The sequence below is a fragment of the Niallia sp. FSL W8-0954 genome, from assembly GCF_038005605.1.
Classification (GTDB): domain Bacteria; phylum Bacillota; class Bacilli; order Bacillales; family Cytobacillaceae; genus Niallia; species Niallia circulans_A.
On sequence record NZ_JBBOTN010000001.1, the window covers coordinates 2,493,765 to 2,510,535 of the forward strand.

The 16,771-nt window shown below is 34.4% G+C and carries 15 protein-coding genes; 11 read left to right on the forward strand and 4 right to left on the reverse strand.

What is annotated here, in order from left to right:
* Positions 1–7: 7 nt before the first annotated feature.
* The 4 genes from NX902_RS12270 to NX902_RS12285 all read left to right on the forward strand — a co-directional run bounded on the left by NX902_RS12270 (position 8) and on the right by NX902_RS12285 (position 3,220).
* Positions 8–547, forward strand: a complete 540-nt coding sequence (locus NX902_RS12270; protein WP_123257666.1) for a cysteine hydrolase family protein — start codon at positions 8–10, stop codon at positions 545–547.
* 27 nt (positions 548–574) lie between these two features.
* Entirely contained in the window at positions 575–2,035 is a 1,461-nt protein-coding gene (locus NX902_RS12275; RefSeq protein ID WP_123257667.1) for a nicotinate phosphoribosyltransferase, read from the forward strand.
* A 12-nt stretch (positions 2,036–2,047) separates the two neighbouring features.
* Positions 2,048–2,872, forward strand: a complete 825-nt coding sequence (gene nadE / locus NX902_RS12280; protein WP_095328750.1) for an ammonia-dependent NAD(+) synthetase — start codon at positions 2,048–2,050, stop codon at positions 2,870–2,872.
* Positions 2,873–3,055: 183 nt separating this feature from the next.
* Positions 3,056–3,220 carry a hypothetical protein gene (locus NX902_RS12285; protein ID WP_163186885.1) on the forward strand — a complete coding sequence of 55 codons (165 nt, stop codon included), beginning with the start codon at positions 3,056–3,058 and terminating at the stop codon, positions 3,218–3,220.
* A gap of 73 nt (positions 3,221–3,293) precedes the next feature.
* Here the strand turns inward: NX902_RS12285 and pflA are convergent, their stop codons facing one another.
* The gene (gene pflA / locus NX902_RS12290; protein WP_095328751.1) at positions 3,294–4,025 is read right to left on the reverse strand and encodes a pyruvate formate-lyase-activating protein; all 732 of its coding nucleotides are present in this window, start codon (positions 4,023–4,025) and stop codon (positions 3,294–3,296) included.
* Between the two features lie 104 nt (positions 4,026–4,129).
* Positions 4,130–6,373: a formate C-acetyltransferase gene (gene pflB, locus NX902_RS12295; protein WP_123259428.1), complete on the reverse strand. Its 2,244-nt coding sequence runs from the start codon at positions 6,371–6,373 to the stop codon at positions 4,130–4,132.
* Positions 6,374–6,849: 476 nt separating this feature from the next.
* On the opposite strand from pflB, the gene NX902_RS12300 reads away from it, so the two are divergent.
* Positions 6,850–7,803, forward strand: coding sequence for a lysylphosphatidylglycerol synthase domain-containing protein (locus NX902_RS12300; RefSeq protein ID WP_095328753.1), 954 nt, complete (start codon positions 6,850–6,852; stop codon positions 7,801–7,803).
* Positions 7,804–7,960: 157 nt separating this feature from the next.
* A complete protein-coding gene (locus NX902_RS12305) occupies positions 7,961–9,112 on the forward strand; it encodes a D-alanyl-D-alanine carboxypeptidase family protein (RefSeq protein ID WP_171509621.1) in 1,152 nt (383 codons plus the stop codon).
* 242 nt (positions 9,113–9,354) lie between these two features.
* Here NX902_RS12305 and NX902_RS12310 read toward each other — a convergent pair whose 3' ends face one another.
* On the reverse strand, positions 9,355–10,974 hold the full coding sequence (locus NX902_RS12310; RefSeq protein ID WP_095328757.1) for an ABC-F family ATP-binding cassette domain-containing protein: 1,620 nt from the start codon (positions 10,972–10,974) through the stop codon (positions 9,355–9,357).
* A gap of 733 nt (positions 10,975–11,707) precedes the next feature.
* On the opposite strand from NX902_RS12310, the gene NX902_RS12315 reads away from it, so the two are divergent.
* Positions 11,708–12,535 carry a formate/nitrite transporter family protein gene (locus NX902_RS12315; protein WP_095321507.1) on the forward strand — a complete coding sequence of 276 codons (828 nt, stop codon included), beginning with the start codon at positions 11,708–11,710 and terminating at the stop codon, positions 12,533–12,535.
* 57 nt (positions 12,536–12,592) lie between these two features.
* On the opposite strand, the gene NX902_RS12320 is transcribed toward NX902_RS12315, so the two are convergent.
* A complete protein-coding gene (locus NX902_RS12320; RefSeq protein ID WP_123257670.1) occupies positions 12,593–13,321 on the reverse strand; it encodes a ZIP family metal transporter in 729 nt (242 codons plus the stop codon).
* Positions 13,322–13,586: 265 nt separating this feature from the next.
* Between NX902_RS12320 and NX902_RS12325 the strand changes: the two genes are divergently transcribed.
* The 4 genes from NX902_RS12325 (at position 13,587) to recQ (ending at position 16,720) form a co-directional block, all read left to right on the forward strand.
* Positions 13,587–13,877: a hypothetical protein gene (locus NX902_RS12325; RefSeq protein WP_095328759.1), complete on the forward strand. Its 291-nt coding sequence runs from the start codon at positions 13,587–13,589 to the stop codon at positions 13,875–13,877.
* A 139-nt stretch (positions 13,878–14,016) separates the two neighbouring features.
* The gene (locus NX902_RS12330; protein WP_082138378.1) at positions 14,017–14,118 is read left to right on the forward strand and encodes a YjcZ family sporulation protein; all 102 of its coding nucleotides are present in this window, start codon (positions 14,017–14,019) and stop codon (positions 14,116–14,118) included.
* A gap of 36 nt (positions 14,119–14,154) precedes the next feature.
* A complete protein-coding gene (locus NX902_RS12335; RefSeq protein ID WP_095328760.1) occupies positions 14,155–14,316 on the forward strand; it encodes a YjcZ family sporulation protein in 162 nt (53 codons plus the stop codon).
* A gap of 247 nt (positions 14,317–14,563) precedes the next feature.
* Positions 14,564–16,720, forward strand: coding sequence for a DNA helicase RecQ (recQ, locus tag NX902_RS12340; protein ID WP_095328761.1), 2,157 nt, complete (start codon positions 14,564–14,566; stop codon positions 16,718–16,720).
* The last annotated feature ends 51 nt before the right edge of the window (positions 16,721–16,771 follow it).

Genomic DNA, 16,771 nt, shown 5'->3' on the forward strand with positions numbered 1-16,771 from the left:
GGATTTAATGAAAGCTCTAATTAATATTGATTACACTTTTGACTTCGTAGAAGGCAATCTACCATGTGGTGAACCAGGCATTGCAATTGAGAATGAAATAGTAAAAATTACGAAGAATTTTATCGATAATGATGATTTAACTGTATTTGCAATTGATTTGCATACATTAAATGATCCATATCATCCAGAATCAAGGCTATTTCCACCTCATAATATTGCTGAATCAAGAGGAAGAGATTTATATGGAACACTTCAAAAGACTTATGAAGATCACAAAGATTTAACCAATGTGTATTGGATGGATAAAACTAGATACAGTGCTTTTGCAGGCACCGATTTACATATAAAATTGCAAGAGAGATCCATCAAAGATATTTATCTAGTTGGCGTTTGTACAGATATATGTGTGCTACATACTGCTGTAGATGCTTATAATCTTGGTTATAATATTCATATATATGAAAATGCCGTTGCTTCATTTAATGAAATTGGCCATCAATGGGCATTGGAACATTTTAAAAATGTACTAGGGGCTACTATCCTTTAGTCGTTTAGGGGTTGCAGGAGGACTATAATGAGTTTTAATTTTAAAGATGACAGTTTAATGTTACATACGGACTTATATCAAATTAATATGGCTGAAACTTACTGGGAGGATGGCATTGCTGAAAAGAATGCTGTTTTTGAAGTGTATTTTAGAAAATTACCTTTTAATAATGGCTATGCTGTTTTCGCTGGTTTAGAGCGAGTGATTCAATATCTAGAGAATCTGCAATTTTCTGAAGGGGATATTGAGTATTTAAGACAAGAAGGCTTTAAAGAAGACTTCCTAGCTTATTTGAAAGATCTGCATTTTACTGGAAGTCTACGGTCAGCAGCAGAAGGAGAAGTGGTTTTCGCAAATGAACCATTAATGAGAATTGAAGCACCACTTGCGCAAGCACAAATTGTCGAAACGGCCATCTTAAACATTGTGAATTACCAAACATTAATTGCAACGAAAGCTTCCAGAATTAAAAATGTTATTGGTGATGGAATCGTAATGGAGTTTGGAAGTAGACGTGCACATGAACTAGATGCAGCACTATGGGGAACAAGAGCTGCTTTTATCGGTGGTTTTAATTCCACCTCAAATGTCAGAGCGGGTAAATTATTCGGTATTCCGATTTCTGGAACGCATGCTCATTCTATGATTCAAGCCTATCATGATGAGTATATAGCTTTTCATAAATATGCGCGAAGACATAAGGAGTGCGTTTTTTTGGTAGACACATATGATACTTTGCGATCAGGCGTCCCTAATGCTATTCGTGTTGCAAAGGAATTAGGCGATAGCATAAACTTCCGAGGGATTCGCTTGGATAGCGGTGATTTAGCTTATTTATCAAAAGAAGCAAGAAAAATGCTAGATGAAGCAGGTTTCTATGATACAAAAATAGTTGCAAGTAATGATCTAGATGAATACACGATAATTAACTTAAAAGCACAAGGGGCAAAAATAGATATTTGGGGAATAGGAACCAAATTAATTACAGCATATGATCAGCCAGCACTTGGGGGCGTATATAAGCTTGTATCTATTGAAGATGAAGAAGGCAACATGCAAGATACGATTAAAATTAGCGGGAATCCAGAAAAAGTGACTACACCTGGGTTAAAAAGGGTATATCGAATTATAAATGATATAAATGGTAAATCAGAAGGGGATTATATTTGTTTAGAATCCGAACATCCTGAAAACGAAGAACGCTTAAAGATGTTTCATCCAACCCATACGTATATAAGCAAATTTGTGACTAATTTTACTGCAGTAGATATCCATCAAGATATTTTTAAGGATGGTAAGTTAATATATGCAACCCCTGATATCATGAGCATTCAAAAGTACTCAGAGCAAAGCTTAGAAATACTTTGGGATGAATATAAGCGTTCCTTAAATCCTGAGGAATATCCTGTAGATTTAAGCCCATTATGCTGGGAAAATAAAATGAGTCATATAGAAAAGGTCAAAGTATCTATTCAAAATCGCAAATGAGGAGGAAATAGCATGCGAGATTTACAAGAAAGAATTATGAAGGATTTAAATGTACAACCTGAAATTAATCCAAAACAAGAAATTGAAAAAAGAGTTCAATTTTTAAAGGATTACGCTAAAAAAGCGAAAGCAAAAGGATTTGTTTTGGGAATTAGTGGTGGCCAAGATTCATCTTTAGCAGGAAGACTGGCACAATTAGCAGTAGAAGAATTACGTGCAGAAGGCTATAATGCAACTTTTGTAGCTGTAAGATTGCCATATGGAGTTCAAGCAGATGAAGTAGATGCAAAACGTGCATTGGAATTTATAAAAGCGGATAAGGAATATGTATTTAATATTAAAAATCCTGTTGACGACGTGAAAACTGTTTATGATGACATGAGTGACACGCCATTAGCTGATTATCATAAGGGAAATGTAAAAGCTAGAATGCGAATGATTGCACAATATGCAATTGGCGGACAAGAAAATTTACTAGTGATAGGTACTGATCATGCTGCCGAAGCTGTTACAGGATTCTTTACAAAGTATGGAGATGGCGGTGCGGATGTTCTACCATTAACAGGATTATCAAAAAGACAAGGAAAACAATTATTAAAAGAGTTGAATGCAGAAGAGGCTCTTTATTTGAAAGTGCCAACTGCCGATTTATTAGATAATAAACCAGGGCAAGCAGATGAAACCGAACTTGGTATTACTTATGACCAATTAGATGATTATTTAGAAGGAAAAGAAGTTACACAAGATGTGGCAGAGAAGATTGAAGCTCGGTACTTATTGACAGAGCATAAGAGACAAGTACCTGCATCAATGTTTGATGAATGGTGGAAAGAATAGTAGAAAAGAAAAAGAGACCAATAAATTAATTGTCGGTCTCTTTTTCTTGGCAATTTTCTCTCTTAAATTAATGACACAGCACAAACATGTACCAATAATTAACATACTCTATAATGTAAGTACAAAATATGTAAATGTTGTTTAACAATATTTTGTACGAAAAAAATTATAGGAGGGAAATAAATGATTAAAATTCTAGGTTTAGACGTAGAAGTTACACTCTTAAATATCCCTATATCCTTTGAATCTGAATTATCTGTAGGCTGCAAGAAGAAGTCATGTTGTCCACACAAACCACCAAAACCGCCATATCCGCCATACCCCCCATACGCTAATCGTGATGCTTAAATAGGAGAATAGCTAGTAAGAGGCATTGATATCACATTGTGAATTAATGCCTCTTATCTATGTTTTTAAATCTTTACATCATTCTATTTAAAATAGCAGTCGCAAAATCAACTGATTCTTGTGTAGGTGGTTCGATGTCTTTTAAAGGATATTCTAATCCGAGCGTCTCCCATTTATATACACCTAACTTATGATAGGGGAGTATATCAATTTTTTCTACATTTTCAAGTTTTGCAATGAAATCACTTAGTCTCGTTAAATCTTCTTCTGTATCATTAATTGTAGGTACTAAAACATGTCTTACCCAAATAGGGATTTTCTTATTTGATAAATAGGTTGCAAAATCTAAAATATGATCATTTCCCATACCAGTTAATTTAATATGTTTTTTACGGTCGATATGTTTTAAATCAAGCAAGACTAAATCAGTATATTGCATTAATTCATCTAATTGTGCTTGGAAAGAAGGGGCTTTTGAGTAACAACCACCAGAAGAGTCAATCGTTGTATGAATACCAAGTTTTTTACACTCTTTAAATAATTCTATTAAAAATGGTATTTGTAATAAAGGTTCCCCGCCACTTACAGTAATACCACCACCAGATGGTTCGATAAAAGGAAGGTATGTTTTTAAATCATTGATAATGTCCATAACAGACATTTGCTTTCCTGTACCAATTTCCCAAGTGTCTGCATTATGACAAAATTGGCAGCGAAGTAAGCAGCCTTGGGTAAACACTACATAGCGAATGCCTGGGCCATCTACTGTTCCAAATGTTTCTATTGAATGTATATTGCCGTTCATGATTATTTTCCTCCTTATAATAAACCCGCAATCCAGTATAGTAGTAGCACTGTAAGAAGAGGGGGAGAGGGAATAAGAAAATCCCTCAGCCCAGTCTTTAAGAATTACATGGATTCATGGAAAGTACGACTAATAACGTCTTGTTGTTGCTCACGAGTTAATTTGATAAAGTTAACTGCATATCCAGATACACGAATAGTTAATTGCGGGTATAATTCTGGATGTTCCATAGCATCTAATAATGTTTCTCTATTAAATACGTTAACATTTAAGTGGTGCCCAGCTTTTGTTGCATAGCCATCTAAAATTGATACTAAGTTATTTGCACGAATATCTTCTTCTTTACCTAAAGCTTTTGGCACAATGGAGAAGGTATTCGAAATACCATCTAATGAATAATCGTAAGGTAACTTAGCAACAGAAGATAGAGATGCTAAAGTTCCTTTTGTATCACGGCCATGCATAGGGTTAGCTCCTGGAGCAAAAGGTTCCCCTGCACGACGGCCGTCTGGAGTATTACCTGTTTTCTTACCATATACAACGTTAGAAGTGATGGTTAAGATAGACATAGTATGCATAGAATTGCGATATGTTTGATGTTTACGTAGTTTTTTCATAAAGCTTTCAACTATCTCAACTGCAATACTATCCACTGCATCATCGTTGTTACCGTATTTAGGGAAATCTCCTTCCGTTTCGAAATCTACAGCAAGACCGTTTTCGTCTCTAATAACTTTAACTTTTCCATGTTTTATGGCACTTAATGAGTCTGTAACTACGCTTAATCCTGCAATACCTGTAGCCATTGTCCGAAGAATCTCTGTGTCATGAAGAGCCATTTCAATTCTTTCATAGCTGTATTTGTCATGCATATAATGGATAACATTTAATGTGTTGATATAGAGGCCAGCTAACCATTCCATCATATTATCAAATTTTTCGGTAACCTCTTTATAGTCTAGGTATTCAGAAGTGATTGGTTCAAATTTAGGTCCAACCTGGATTTTTAATTTCTCATCTTTACCACCATTAATTGCATATAATAAACATTTAGCAAGGTTGGCACGAGCTCCAAAGAACTGCATTTGTTTACCAATTTCCATTGCTGATACACAACATGCGATTCCGTAATCATCGCCCCATTGAGGTTTCATAATATCATCATTTTCATATTGGATTGCACTTGTTTGAATCGACATTTGCGCACAGAATTTTTTAAAGTTGTCTGGTAACTGTGTAGACCATAGAACAGTTAAGTTTGGCTCCGGTGCAGGTCCTAAGTTATCTAAAGTATGAAGGAAACGGAAAGAGTTCTTTGTTACTAAAGGTCTACCGTCATTAGCCATACCGCCAATTGATTCGGTTACCCAAGTAGGGTCGCCGCTGAATAATTCATTATAGTCAGGTGTACGAGCAAATTTTACCAGGCGTAACTTCATAATAAAGTGATCCACTATTTCTTGTACTTCTTTTTCTGTTAATGTGCCATTTTCTAAGTCTCTTTCTACATAAATATCTAAGAAGGTAGATACACGCCCTAAGCTCATTGCAGCACCGTTTTGTTCTTTTATTGCTGCAAGGTAGGCAAGATAAACCCATTGGAATGCTTCTTGGGCATTTGCTGCTGGTCGTGATAAATCAAAGCCATAGCTTGCACCTAATTCTTTTAATTCATGTAGAGCACGAATTTGTTCAGAAAGTTCTTCTCTTAATCGGATTGTTTCTTCTGTCATAACAGAACTTGTTGCTTTTTTGTCTTTTTGTTTTTCATTAATTAAGAAATCGACACCATAAAGTGCAACGCGACGATAGTCACCAATAATTCTTCCACGACCATATGCATCAGGAAGACCTGTAATGATTGCAGCTTTTCTAGCTAATCTCATTTCATCTGTATAAGCATCAAAAACTCCTGCGTTATGGGTTTTACGATGTTCAGTAAAGAATTTCACTAATTCTTCATCCGCTTTATAGCCGTATGATTCACAAGCTTGAACAGCCATTCTAATACCGCCGTTAGGTTGGAAAGAGCGTTTGAAAGGTTCATCTGTTTGTACACCGACGATTTTTTCTTTTGTTTTATCTAAATAGCCAGGGCCGTGAGAGGTAATGGTTGATACGATATCAGTATCTAAATCATAAACACCGCCTCGTTCTCTTTCTAGTTTACTTAATTCCATTACTTGTTCCCATAATTGTGTAGTTTCTAATGTAGGACCTGATAAGAAAGCAGAATCTCCATAATATGGTTTAAAGTTTTTCAGGATGAAATCACGAACATTTACTTCTTTCTGCCAAGATCCATTTTTAAAGCCTTCCCAATAATTAGTTGTTTCAACTTTTTCCATTATAATCACCTCATGATTTAATAAAATATATAACAGAAAGCTTTTTTCTTTCTGTTTTAACTATAACAGATAATATGTGAGAACAATCACAATAATTGTGTACATCTTGCGAATTTTCTGTGTCGTATATGTGAACTCTAATAATACCAAGGGTTTATAGAGGTGGTTTTAAAAGGGTAAAAGAAGAAGGTTGGAAAATATCTTTTATATCTGTTATATAAATTTATGATTTTTTCTCTATTCTGTTATACAATAGGGTAAGTATTCATCGTGGAGGAAAGAGAAAGGAAGTGGAGATGTTTTCCTTGTAATAGAATATTGCTATTCATTTTGTCCATACTATTGGAAAGTAATAAAGCTATTTACATAAAAATTTTTGAAAAAAGTTCCGTTTCTTTTCTTCCATATATAAGGTAAGATTAATTTTAGGTCTCTAATACTAGAATTAACATAAGCGAAATGTATGAGGTGTAAATATGTCAATCAGAAAAAAAGAAATCTTGATCAATATAGCGAAGATACTACTGCCGATTGTTATATTTATCATCGTTTTAAGAGAAATTAAAAACATGATTGTATCAGCGGATATAAACCAATTATATGAATATTTACAGACTATCCCATTTCATAGTTTGTTTTACATTGCAATAGGCGGATTCATGGCGACTCTTCCCATGTTTTTTTATGATTTTTTTCTTGTAAGGCATTTAAAGAAGCGTGTTCCAATTGTAGAAGTAGGTAAATATTCATTTATTAGTAATTCTTTTTCAAATTTAATTGGTTTTGGTGGTTTAATTGGTATTGCCTTACGAAATTTCTTTTATAAAAGATATGAAAAAGACCGAAAAAAACTATTTAAAGGGATTGCGGTAGTAACGATATTTTATTTATCTGGTATTAGCTTATTGTCTTGGATTGCTATTCTTTATAGTAGAAGACTGAATTTAATGGAAGATCATTTTTGGATATTTGCAGCCATTATTATAGTAGGATTAATATTTCCAGTGCTCCTCGTAAGTTATCAGAAAGCCAAGCAGCATAACTTTGTCTTTGACCAAAATCAGATAGTTGGTTTGATAATTGTTTCTCTGTTGGAATGGATATTTTTATTTGCATATTTATATTCTATCGCTAGAATAATAGCATTGCCAGTTTCTATTGGGGATTTTTTCTTGCTTTTCTTAGTTGCTGCTTGTACTGGAATAATCAGTATGATACCTGGTGGGATGGGTTCTTTTGAATTAGTATTTTTATGGGGGATTGAATCTTTAGGGATTGAATCAGAACAAATGTTGATAGTCCTATTTTTATATCGAATTGGATATTATCTTCTACCATTTTTATTGGCAGCTTTTTTATTTATAATAGAAATTGGAAAAAACATTAAGAAAAATGCGGCAGCCTATTTAAAGGCTTTTTCAAGTGAATAATCTATATGTTTAGCAATAAAAGTATACTTGAATAATGATAAAAAAATACAGAAGCGTTTCATTTTTGTGACAAAATCCCGATTGACCTTTATTATTCTCAATTATTTGGTACAATAGTCATGGTATTTAAAACATAGAAAATAATAGGTGGGGGAAAATGAAGGAAACGACCATTGTATTTTGTTTCGTATTATTATTATTTTGCTTTCCTGCTATAAGTAATGCTAAAGATAATAAGGAACCTGAACTAATAAGTGAGGCAGCTTTCTTATTAGATAGTGATACTGGAGCGGTATTATATGAAAAGAATGGGTATAAAAAAATGTATCCGGCAAGTTTAACAAAAATAGCGACTGCCATTTATGCGATTGAGCATGGAAAATTAGATGATATTGTTACAGTAAGTGAGAACGCGTATTCAGCGGAAGGGACAAGAGTTTATTTAGAGAAAGGCGAGCAAGTAACACTGAGACATTTACTTGATGGAATGCTAATTAACTCTGGTAATGATGCAGCGATAGCTATTGCTGAATACCTAGATGGTTCTATTAGTAATTTTGAGACAAATATTAACAAGTACTTAAAGGAAAAAGTCAATGTTCATTCCACGCATTTCAAAAATCCAAATGGTTTATTTGATAAAGATCATTACACAACTGCAAACGATTTAGCATTAATCACCCAGTACGCCATGAAAAATGAAACATTTAGAGAAATATTCGGCACAGATGAATTAAAGTGGGATGGTCTGTCTTGGGATACTACATTAGTAAGCCATCATCAAATGGTAAACGGTAGTCGCCCATACGACAAAGTGACTGGCGGGAAAACTGGTTTTGTAGACGAATCAAAACAGACTTTGGCTACTACCGCTGAGAATGGGGAGCTAAGTTTGATTGCTATTATTTTAAAAGGGACATATAAGCAGGATGTATATAATGATACGGAAGAACTAATGGATTATGGCTTTAGTCAATATATGCATAAATTAGTTCCAGGAGGAAAATCATTTTTTGCTAAGGGGACAACTTATGAAACTTCAGATGAAGTTAACATAACGGTTCCACGCACAAAAGGAAAAGATGAGGTTAGCTCTTCCGGTGTTTTAATGATTAAAAATGAGAACGATGATATTATTCAATCGGTACAATTAGCAAATGCTGAGCCAGCAGAGGAAACGTTTAAAAAGAATATTTCGGATGAAGCAGGAAGAGACGAGAAGAAATCTTCGTTTCCAGGAATAGTTTTCCTTATTCCGTTCGCCATTTATTTCATCTATGTGATAAGAAAAAAGGCAATTAAACGTTAAAAAAACGGGGAATCCCGGTTTTTAGTGGAAGGGGTGAGACTCCGCTGGGATCTGCGAAGACAGTCTGAGATCCTGTAGACCTTTAGGTCGAAGCGGCTCAGCGCGAGCCCCACGGAAAGCGAACCCCTGCAACGGAAATCAACTCTTATTTAAAAAATGTATATTTAATAAACTAAGACAAACTCCTAATTACTGAATTAGGAGTTTGTCGACAGTCTGAAAAACGGGGAATCCCGGTTTTTTTATTTATACATATTTGCAATATTTTTTTGTAATGCTTCATCTTCTAAATATTCATCGTAATTCATTTGCTTATCAACAAGTCCTTGTGGGGTAATCTCAAGAATGCGATTTGCAATTGTTGATACAAACTGATGGTCATGAGAAGTGAAAATTAATGAACCTTTAAAGTTGATTAATCCATTATTTAAAGCTGTGATGGATTCTAAATCTAAATGGTTAGTAGGTTCATCTAGAAGTAGAACATTTGCGCCACTCAGCATCATTTTAGATAACATACAACGAACTTTTTCTCCACCTGATAAAACGCTAGGTTTTTTCAATACTTCTTCTCCAGAAAATAACATGCGGCCTAAAAATCCTCTTAAAAAGCTTTCTGTTTGATCATTGGGAGAATATTGGCGAAGCCAGTCTACTAGAGTTTCGTCATCGTTATTAAAATACTCCGAGTTTTCAGCTGGAAAATAACTTTGAGAAGTAGTAACTCCCCATTTATAAGTGCCACTATCTGGCTCCATTTCGCCCGCTAAAATACGGAATAGAGTAGTCTTAGCAATTTCATTTGGACCAACTAGGGCAATCTTATCATCTTTATTCATAATAAAGCTTACATTATCAAGAACTTTAACCCCGTCAATGGTTTTTGTTAGGTTTTCAACTCTTAATAAGTCATTACCAATTTCACGCTCAGGAGTAAATGCAACATATGGATATTTTCGTGATGAAGGTTTAATGTCATCTAACGAAATTTTATCAAGTAATTTTTTTCGAGAAGTAGCCTGTTTCGACTTAGAAGCATTTGCACTAAATCGAGCAATAAAGTTTTGAAGTTCTTTAATTTTTTCTTCTTTCTTTTTGTTTGCATCGTTTGCCATTCTAGAAGCTAATTGACTTGATTCATACCAAAAATCATAGTTACCCACATAAATTTGGATTCTACTATAGTCTAAGTCTGCAATATGTGTACAAACCTTGTTTAAGAAATGTCTGTCATGGGACACAACAATTACAGTATTGTCAAAGTTAATTAAAAATTCCTCTAACCACTTAATTGCATTAATATCCAAATGGTTAGTAGGCTCATCTAGTAAAAGAACATCAGGTTCACCGAAAAGTGCTTGCGCTAATAACACTTTCACTTTATCGGAACCGTTTAATTCCGCCATTGTCTTATAATGAAGCTCCTCACCAATGCCTAATCCTTTTAAAAGAATCGCAGCTTCAGATTCTGCTTCCCATCCGTTTAATTCGGCGAATTCTCCTTCAAGCTCTGCGGCTTTCATGCCATCTTCATCTGTGAAATTTTCTTTCATGTAAATCGCATCTTTCTCTTGCATTACTTCATATAATCTTGCATGCCCCATTATTACCACTTTTAATACTTCATGTTCTTCATATTCAAAGTGATTCTGCTTTAAAACAGCAAGTCTTTCTCCAGGTCCTAAAGAAACATTCCCTGATTGAGCTTCTATTTCACCAGATAGTATTTTTAGGAAAGTAGATTTTCCTGCACCGTTTGCTCCGATTAAACCGTAGCAATTACCTGGTGTAAATTTAATATTAACATCTTCAAATAATTTGCGATCGCCGTATCGAAGACCTACATTCGTAACTGTTATCATTTAAAAATCCTCCAAACTCCAATATCCTTAAAATTATATCATTTTTCCTATCAGAGCGCGAATTATTTTAAATAAATCTTTCTTTAGATGAATTTTTCAGATGAAAGTTATCCGCATTCCAAAATAAATAATTTGCTTTAGCAAGATAAGAATCTAGTATTTATGGATTCATTTATGCTTAAAAAACCAAAAATATGAAAAATGCCCGATAGAAAAATGAAAAAATGTTTACGATAATAGAACCAAAGGGTAAAAAAATATCATAAAATAAAGGGTTTTCTTCTAATAAAGAGAATTTATTAAGAAGAGATGATAGTGTTTTAATATGTCTCTAAACTAATAAACGATTGTCTAAAATTATTTATGATTTGTTCATAATTTTTTCATAAATTTCTAGTACACTAAAACTATTAAGAAAAAAGGAGTCGTATATGATGGCTAAAAAACAGCTAGTTGATTTAGTTAATAAAATGAAAAAATCTGGTATAAAAATTAGCTTTACAAAGCCAAGATCGCAGTTTTCGGTAGCAATTCAACAGAATAGTAAATTATCGACTACGACACAGTGAGTTTATAAGCTTATTTCTATTTGAATAGTACATAATATATATTTGTTTTTGTAAATGAGATGTTTTTTCCTATAAACCAAATTGTTAAAAATTGTTCATTTTTTCACAAGGTAATTCGCTTTTCCTTTTGTATAATAATGTTATACAGAAAGGAAGGTATTGCAATGGAAATTCATCCAGTTGATAAGGCTATTAATTATGCATTGAAAAAGAAAGAAACAATCGACGATTCTTTCTTTCGTTATTTTGTAAAAGCCATTTTAGCAGGAATCTACATTGGTTTTGCTTTAATGCTGTGTTATCGTTTAGCACAACCATTTTTCGATATTCATTCGCCTGCCACCTATATGATGACTAGTTTATTTTTCGGGTTGGCGCTAGTCCTTATTTCGTATGGTGGTGGGGAGTTATTTACAGGAAACACAATGGCATTTGCTATGAGTACTTTGTCAGGAGCAACTAGTTGGAAAGATACTATTTATAATTGGGTTAGTACATATTTTGGCAACTTGGTTGGAGCGTTATTTTTTGCTTTACTAATCTATTACTCAGGCTTATTTAGCTTAGTTCCTAAAACAACTTGGCTTATGGATGTTGCTAATTCTAAAATGAGTGCTACAACAGTTGAATTATTTGTTCGAGGCATCCTTTGTAACTGGTTGGTTTGTTTGGCTATTTGGATACCGATGAATGTGAAGGGGGATGTCGGAAAAATAATTGCCACATTATTAATTGTCTTTGCCTTTATGATTTCTGGTTATGAGCATAGTGTCGCTAATATGGCGCTTTTCTCTATTGCCCTCATCGTACCACATCCAGAGACAATTACATTGGCAAATGCTTTACATAACTTAATACCTGTTACAATCGGTAATATCGTTGGCGGAGCATTCTTTGTTGGCGCATTAAACCTCTATATTTTTCCTAAGAAAAAAAGAAAAACGAATGAATCCTCTTTACGTGTTACTACACCTAAATCATTAGCAAAGTAACAGCCATTTTTTATTGACCAGAAAACTGTCGAAATCATATTTCGACAGTTTCAGTTTCTATCCTAGATGACTCATGCTTAGAGAGAAGATTAATCCCATACATGCAACAAATCCAACTGTTGGTCCTCCTTGCTCAAAAGCTTCGGGAAGCATAGTGGAGCAAACCATTGCAATTAATCCACCGGCACCAAATGACTGAATTCCAGAAAGCATTACTGCTGATGCGTTCTCTAAAAATAAATATCCCACTGAGCTGCTTATCGCGGAAATAAGGATGACACTGCTCCATAAAAATAAAATTTTCTTGTTTGAATAGTTGTCTTTTTTTAGACCCACCGTTGAAGAAAGGGATTCAGGAAAATTACTGATGAAAATGGCGATCAAAAAGAGCATGTCCACCTTCTGTGTTATTAATAGACTTAATCCTATAATCATTGATTCTGGTATCGCGTCCATCAGAGTGCCAATATAAATAGCTAGTCCGGAATGACCTTCTGGATTTTTATGTGATCGTTTCCGATTGGATCCGCCCTTTTTATAGAGAAATATTTCAATTAAAGTAAATAAACCTGCACCAGTTAAAAAAGTAATAGCTGTTGTAATGATTCCACTTTTATGTACAGATTTAATTAAAAGCTCAAAAGAAGAGGCCCCTATTAAAATACCAGTACCCAAAGCCATAAAATAAGCAATAATCCTTTTGGGTATCATTAAAAACAAACCAGCGATAGATCCCACGAGTAAGGAAAGGCTTGCTATTGCCCCCCACATTGCTGCAACTAACATATGAAATCTCCTTTTTTCTTATTCCTACCCAACTATTTTGAAATTTACACATTTAGAAGCTACTTTAAATTGGGTATTCCTATTTTGGAATATGCAATTTTTCATTCTGTTCACCTCAAGCTGATTGTAATTGAAGGGAAATTTTTCAGATTTAATTTTATGAAATGATCAGTCAAAATATCCGCTCTCCTTTTATGATAGTTGTCCATTCTTTTTTTAGACTTGTACATAGGATAATAGGGATGAATGGTTGGAGGTGTGATAAATGTCTGCTAAGAATTTTTATAATCAGTGTTCAAACGGTGTTGGAAGATGTGTAAGAATCCGAACCCATAGTGGTGAGGTTCATACCGGAATCATCGAAAGAGTCACTCCTAATAAAGTGTATATTCGACCAATAGGTGGAAATCGTCGGAGCCATGGTGGATTCGGATATGGTTATAGACGTGGTAATAGACCCGGCTGGGGCTGGGGTTGGGGCTGGGGATTTGGTGCAGCCGCTGTAGGAGTATCTTTAGGGTTAATCGCTGCATTGGCCTTTATTCCTTTCTTTTAAACGATTATTAAAGACAGATTTCTTTCTGAAAGGAATCTGTCTACATACTATAATATATTTTCAGCTTTTTCTTCAAACGCCCAAACAGGACAAACTCTAGACTCATATGATGCTTATGTGTATGAGGGAGGTGGAATAAATGAGTGGTGGCCATACAGCTGGTTTTGGTGGAGGTTTTGCTCTACTAGTAGTGCTATTCATTTTATTAATAATTGTAGGTTCTTGCTACGTCGGTTTCTGATAGGAATAAAGATAGAAAAAGGGAGTGTTTCATAAAATGGGTTACGGAGGATTTGGATACGATAATTGTGGATGCGGTTATGCTGCACCTGTTGCTGCACCAGTAGCTACTGGCGGAGGATTTGGATTCGGAAATGGTTTTGTTTTAATCGTAGTACTGTTCATTTTGTTAATCATCGTTGGAGCTGCTTGGCTATAATTTTAAATTAAAGGCTGATCCTCTACTTTCGATTAATGCCGTTAGGAGAGGTGTAGCTTAGCATAATTGATAGCTTGCTAATTCATCTATATGGGAATTAGCAAGCTGCTTATTATTTTTTGTCGGAGTGCTATAACACTTCTATTTGGACAAGCACTTGTAGCGATAAAGCTTCATTCAAAATTCATCCAATTAATGTTACAATATTTTAAAGATATGTTCGGATAAAAGTGGGGAGATTTAGGTAATGATGGATAAAGCACGTAGTATTTTAAAAGAGTACTTTGGATATGACCATTTTAGAAAAGGACAAGAAGATATTATTCGCCTATTATTAAATGGTGAAAATGTTGCAGGAATTATGCCAACTGGCGGGGGGAAATCTATTTGTTATCAGGTGCCCGCGATGATTTTCCCTGGATTGACGATAGTTATATCCCCTTTAATTTCTTTAATGAAAGATCAAGTAGATGCACTAACAGAAGTTGGCATTCCAGCGACTTATATTAATAGTACGTTACATAATGAAGAAGTGCAGGAAAGGATATATGATATAAAAAACGGTCATTATAAATTACTTTATATTGCACCAGAACGACTAGAAGCAGATTATTTTACAGATTTATTAAAGGAAGTTTCCCTATCTTTTATTGCTGTAGATGAAGCTCATTGTATTTCACAATGGGGACATGATTTTCGTCCAAGCTACGCAAAGATTGGCTTTCTCATCAATAAATTAGTGGAAAGGCCACTTGTCGCTGCGTTAACAGCAACGGCAACACCTAAAGTTCATGAAGATATTTGTCAATTATTAAATATTCCTTGGGAAAATACAGTTAAGACAGGTTTTGCTCGTGATAATTTATCTTTTTCCATTATTAAAGGGCAAGATAAAGGGAAGTTTCTCGAATCCTTTTTAAAGAAAAATAAAGAGGAATCTGGGATCATTTATGCAGCGACTAGACAAGAGGTGGAAAAACTGTATGAAAGATTAGCAAAAAAAGGCTATTCAGTTGCAAAATATCATGGCGGTATGAACGATGGGCAAAGAGAGGCTGAACAGCAAGCGTTTATAAAAGATGATGTATCCATTATGATTGCCACAAATGCATTTGGTATGGGGATTGATAAAAGTAATATTCGGTATGTCATTCATTATCAGCTTCCAAAAAATATGGAGGGTTATTATCAAGAAGCGGGAAGGGCAGGACGTGACGGTCTACAGAGTAAGTGTATATTGTTATATTCAGCACAAGATATTCGGATTCAGCGTTTTCTAATTGATCAGACAATAAGCGATCCAGATAAACAGAAGCAAGATCTCGATAAATTACAATCCATGATAAATTTTTGTCATACAGAAGATTGTCTTCAAGAATATATCTTGCATTATTTTGGTGAAGAATATACAGAGAAATGCGGCCAATGTTCGAACTGTACAGATGAAAGGACGGTAATCGATGTTACAGTGGATGCCCAAAAAGTATTGTCGTGCATGATAAGAATGGGTGAAAGATTCGGAAAAACAATGATTGCACAAGTATTAACTGGTTCAAAAAATAAAAAATTAATGGATTTTCAATTAAATCAAATTAAAACATATGGCCTTATGAAAGAGCAATCAGCAAAAGAAATTAGTGATTTTATCGAGTTCCTTATTTCTGAACAATATATAGATGTAAGTACAGGTACGATGCCAATATTAAAAGTTTCCAATAAAGGAAAAGAAGTTCTTTTAGGAAAAATAAGGGTGGTCCGAAAAGAACAAATAGAGACAGTAAAAGTTAGTGAAAATAACGCATTATTTGATTACTTGAGAGGTGTTCGCAAACAATTGGCAGAGGAAGAAAACGTTCCTCCATTTGTGGTATTTTCCGATCAAACATTGCGAAATATCTCAGTGCTAATGCCAACATCGCATGAAGAATTTAGAGAGATAAAAGGGATAGGAGACCATAAGTTACAAAAATATGGAGATGTAATCATTGATCATATTTTAGCGTTTCAAAAAGAGGAGACTTATTCAGCTGACAGGGAAGATATTCATTCTTCCGAAGTAAGGACAAAAAAAGACAAAAGAGCAAAAAAACAGGTGGAAAATTCCCATCTCCATACTTTTGAGTTATGGAAAAGCGGATTATCCATTAAGGAAATCGCAAAAGAAAGACAATTAAATGTTCAAACGGTAGAAAACCATCTGCTACGCTGCGGAGAAGAAGAAATAGAGATTGATTGGACAAAATTTCTAAAGCCAGAAGATAAAACGAAGATAGTGGAAGCAATTCAAAAAGTGGGCATGGATAAATTAAAGCCCATTAAAGAAGAACTTCCAGAAGAGATTAGTTATTTTATGATTAAAGTTGCGATAATGCTAGAAAAAAGAAACCAACAAATTCGAAATTAACAAAAACGACCTCTAGATCTTGGCAGAGCCGTTATCTCGAGGACGTTTTTA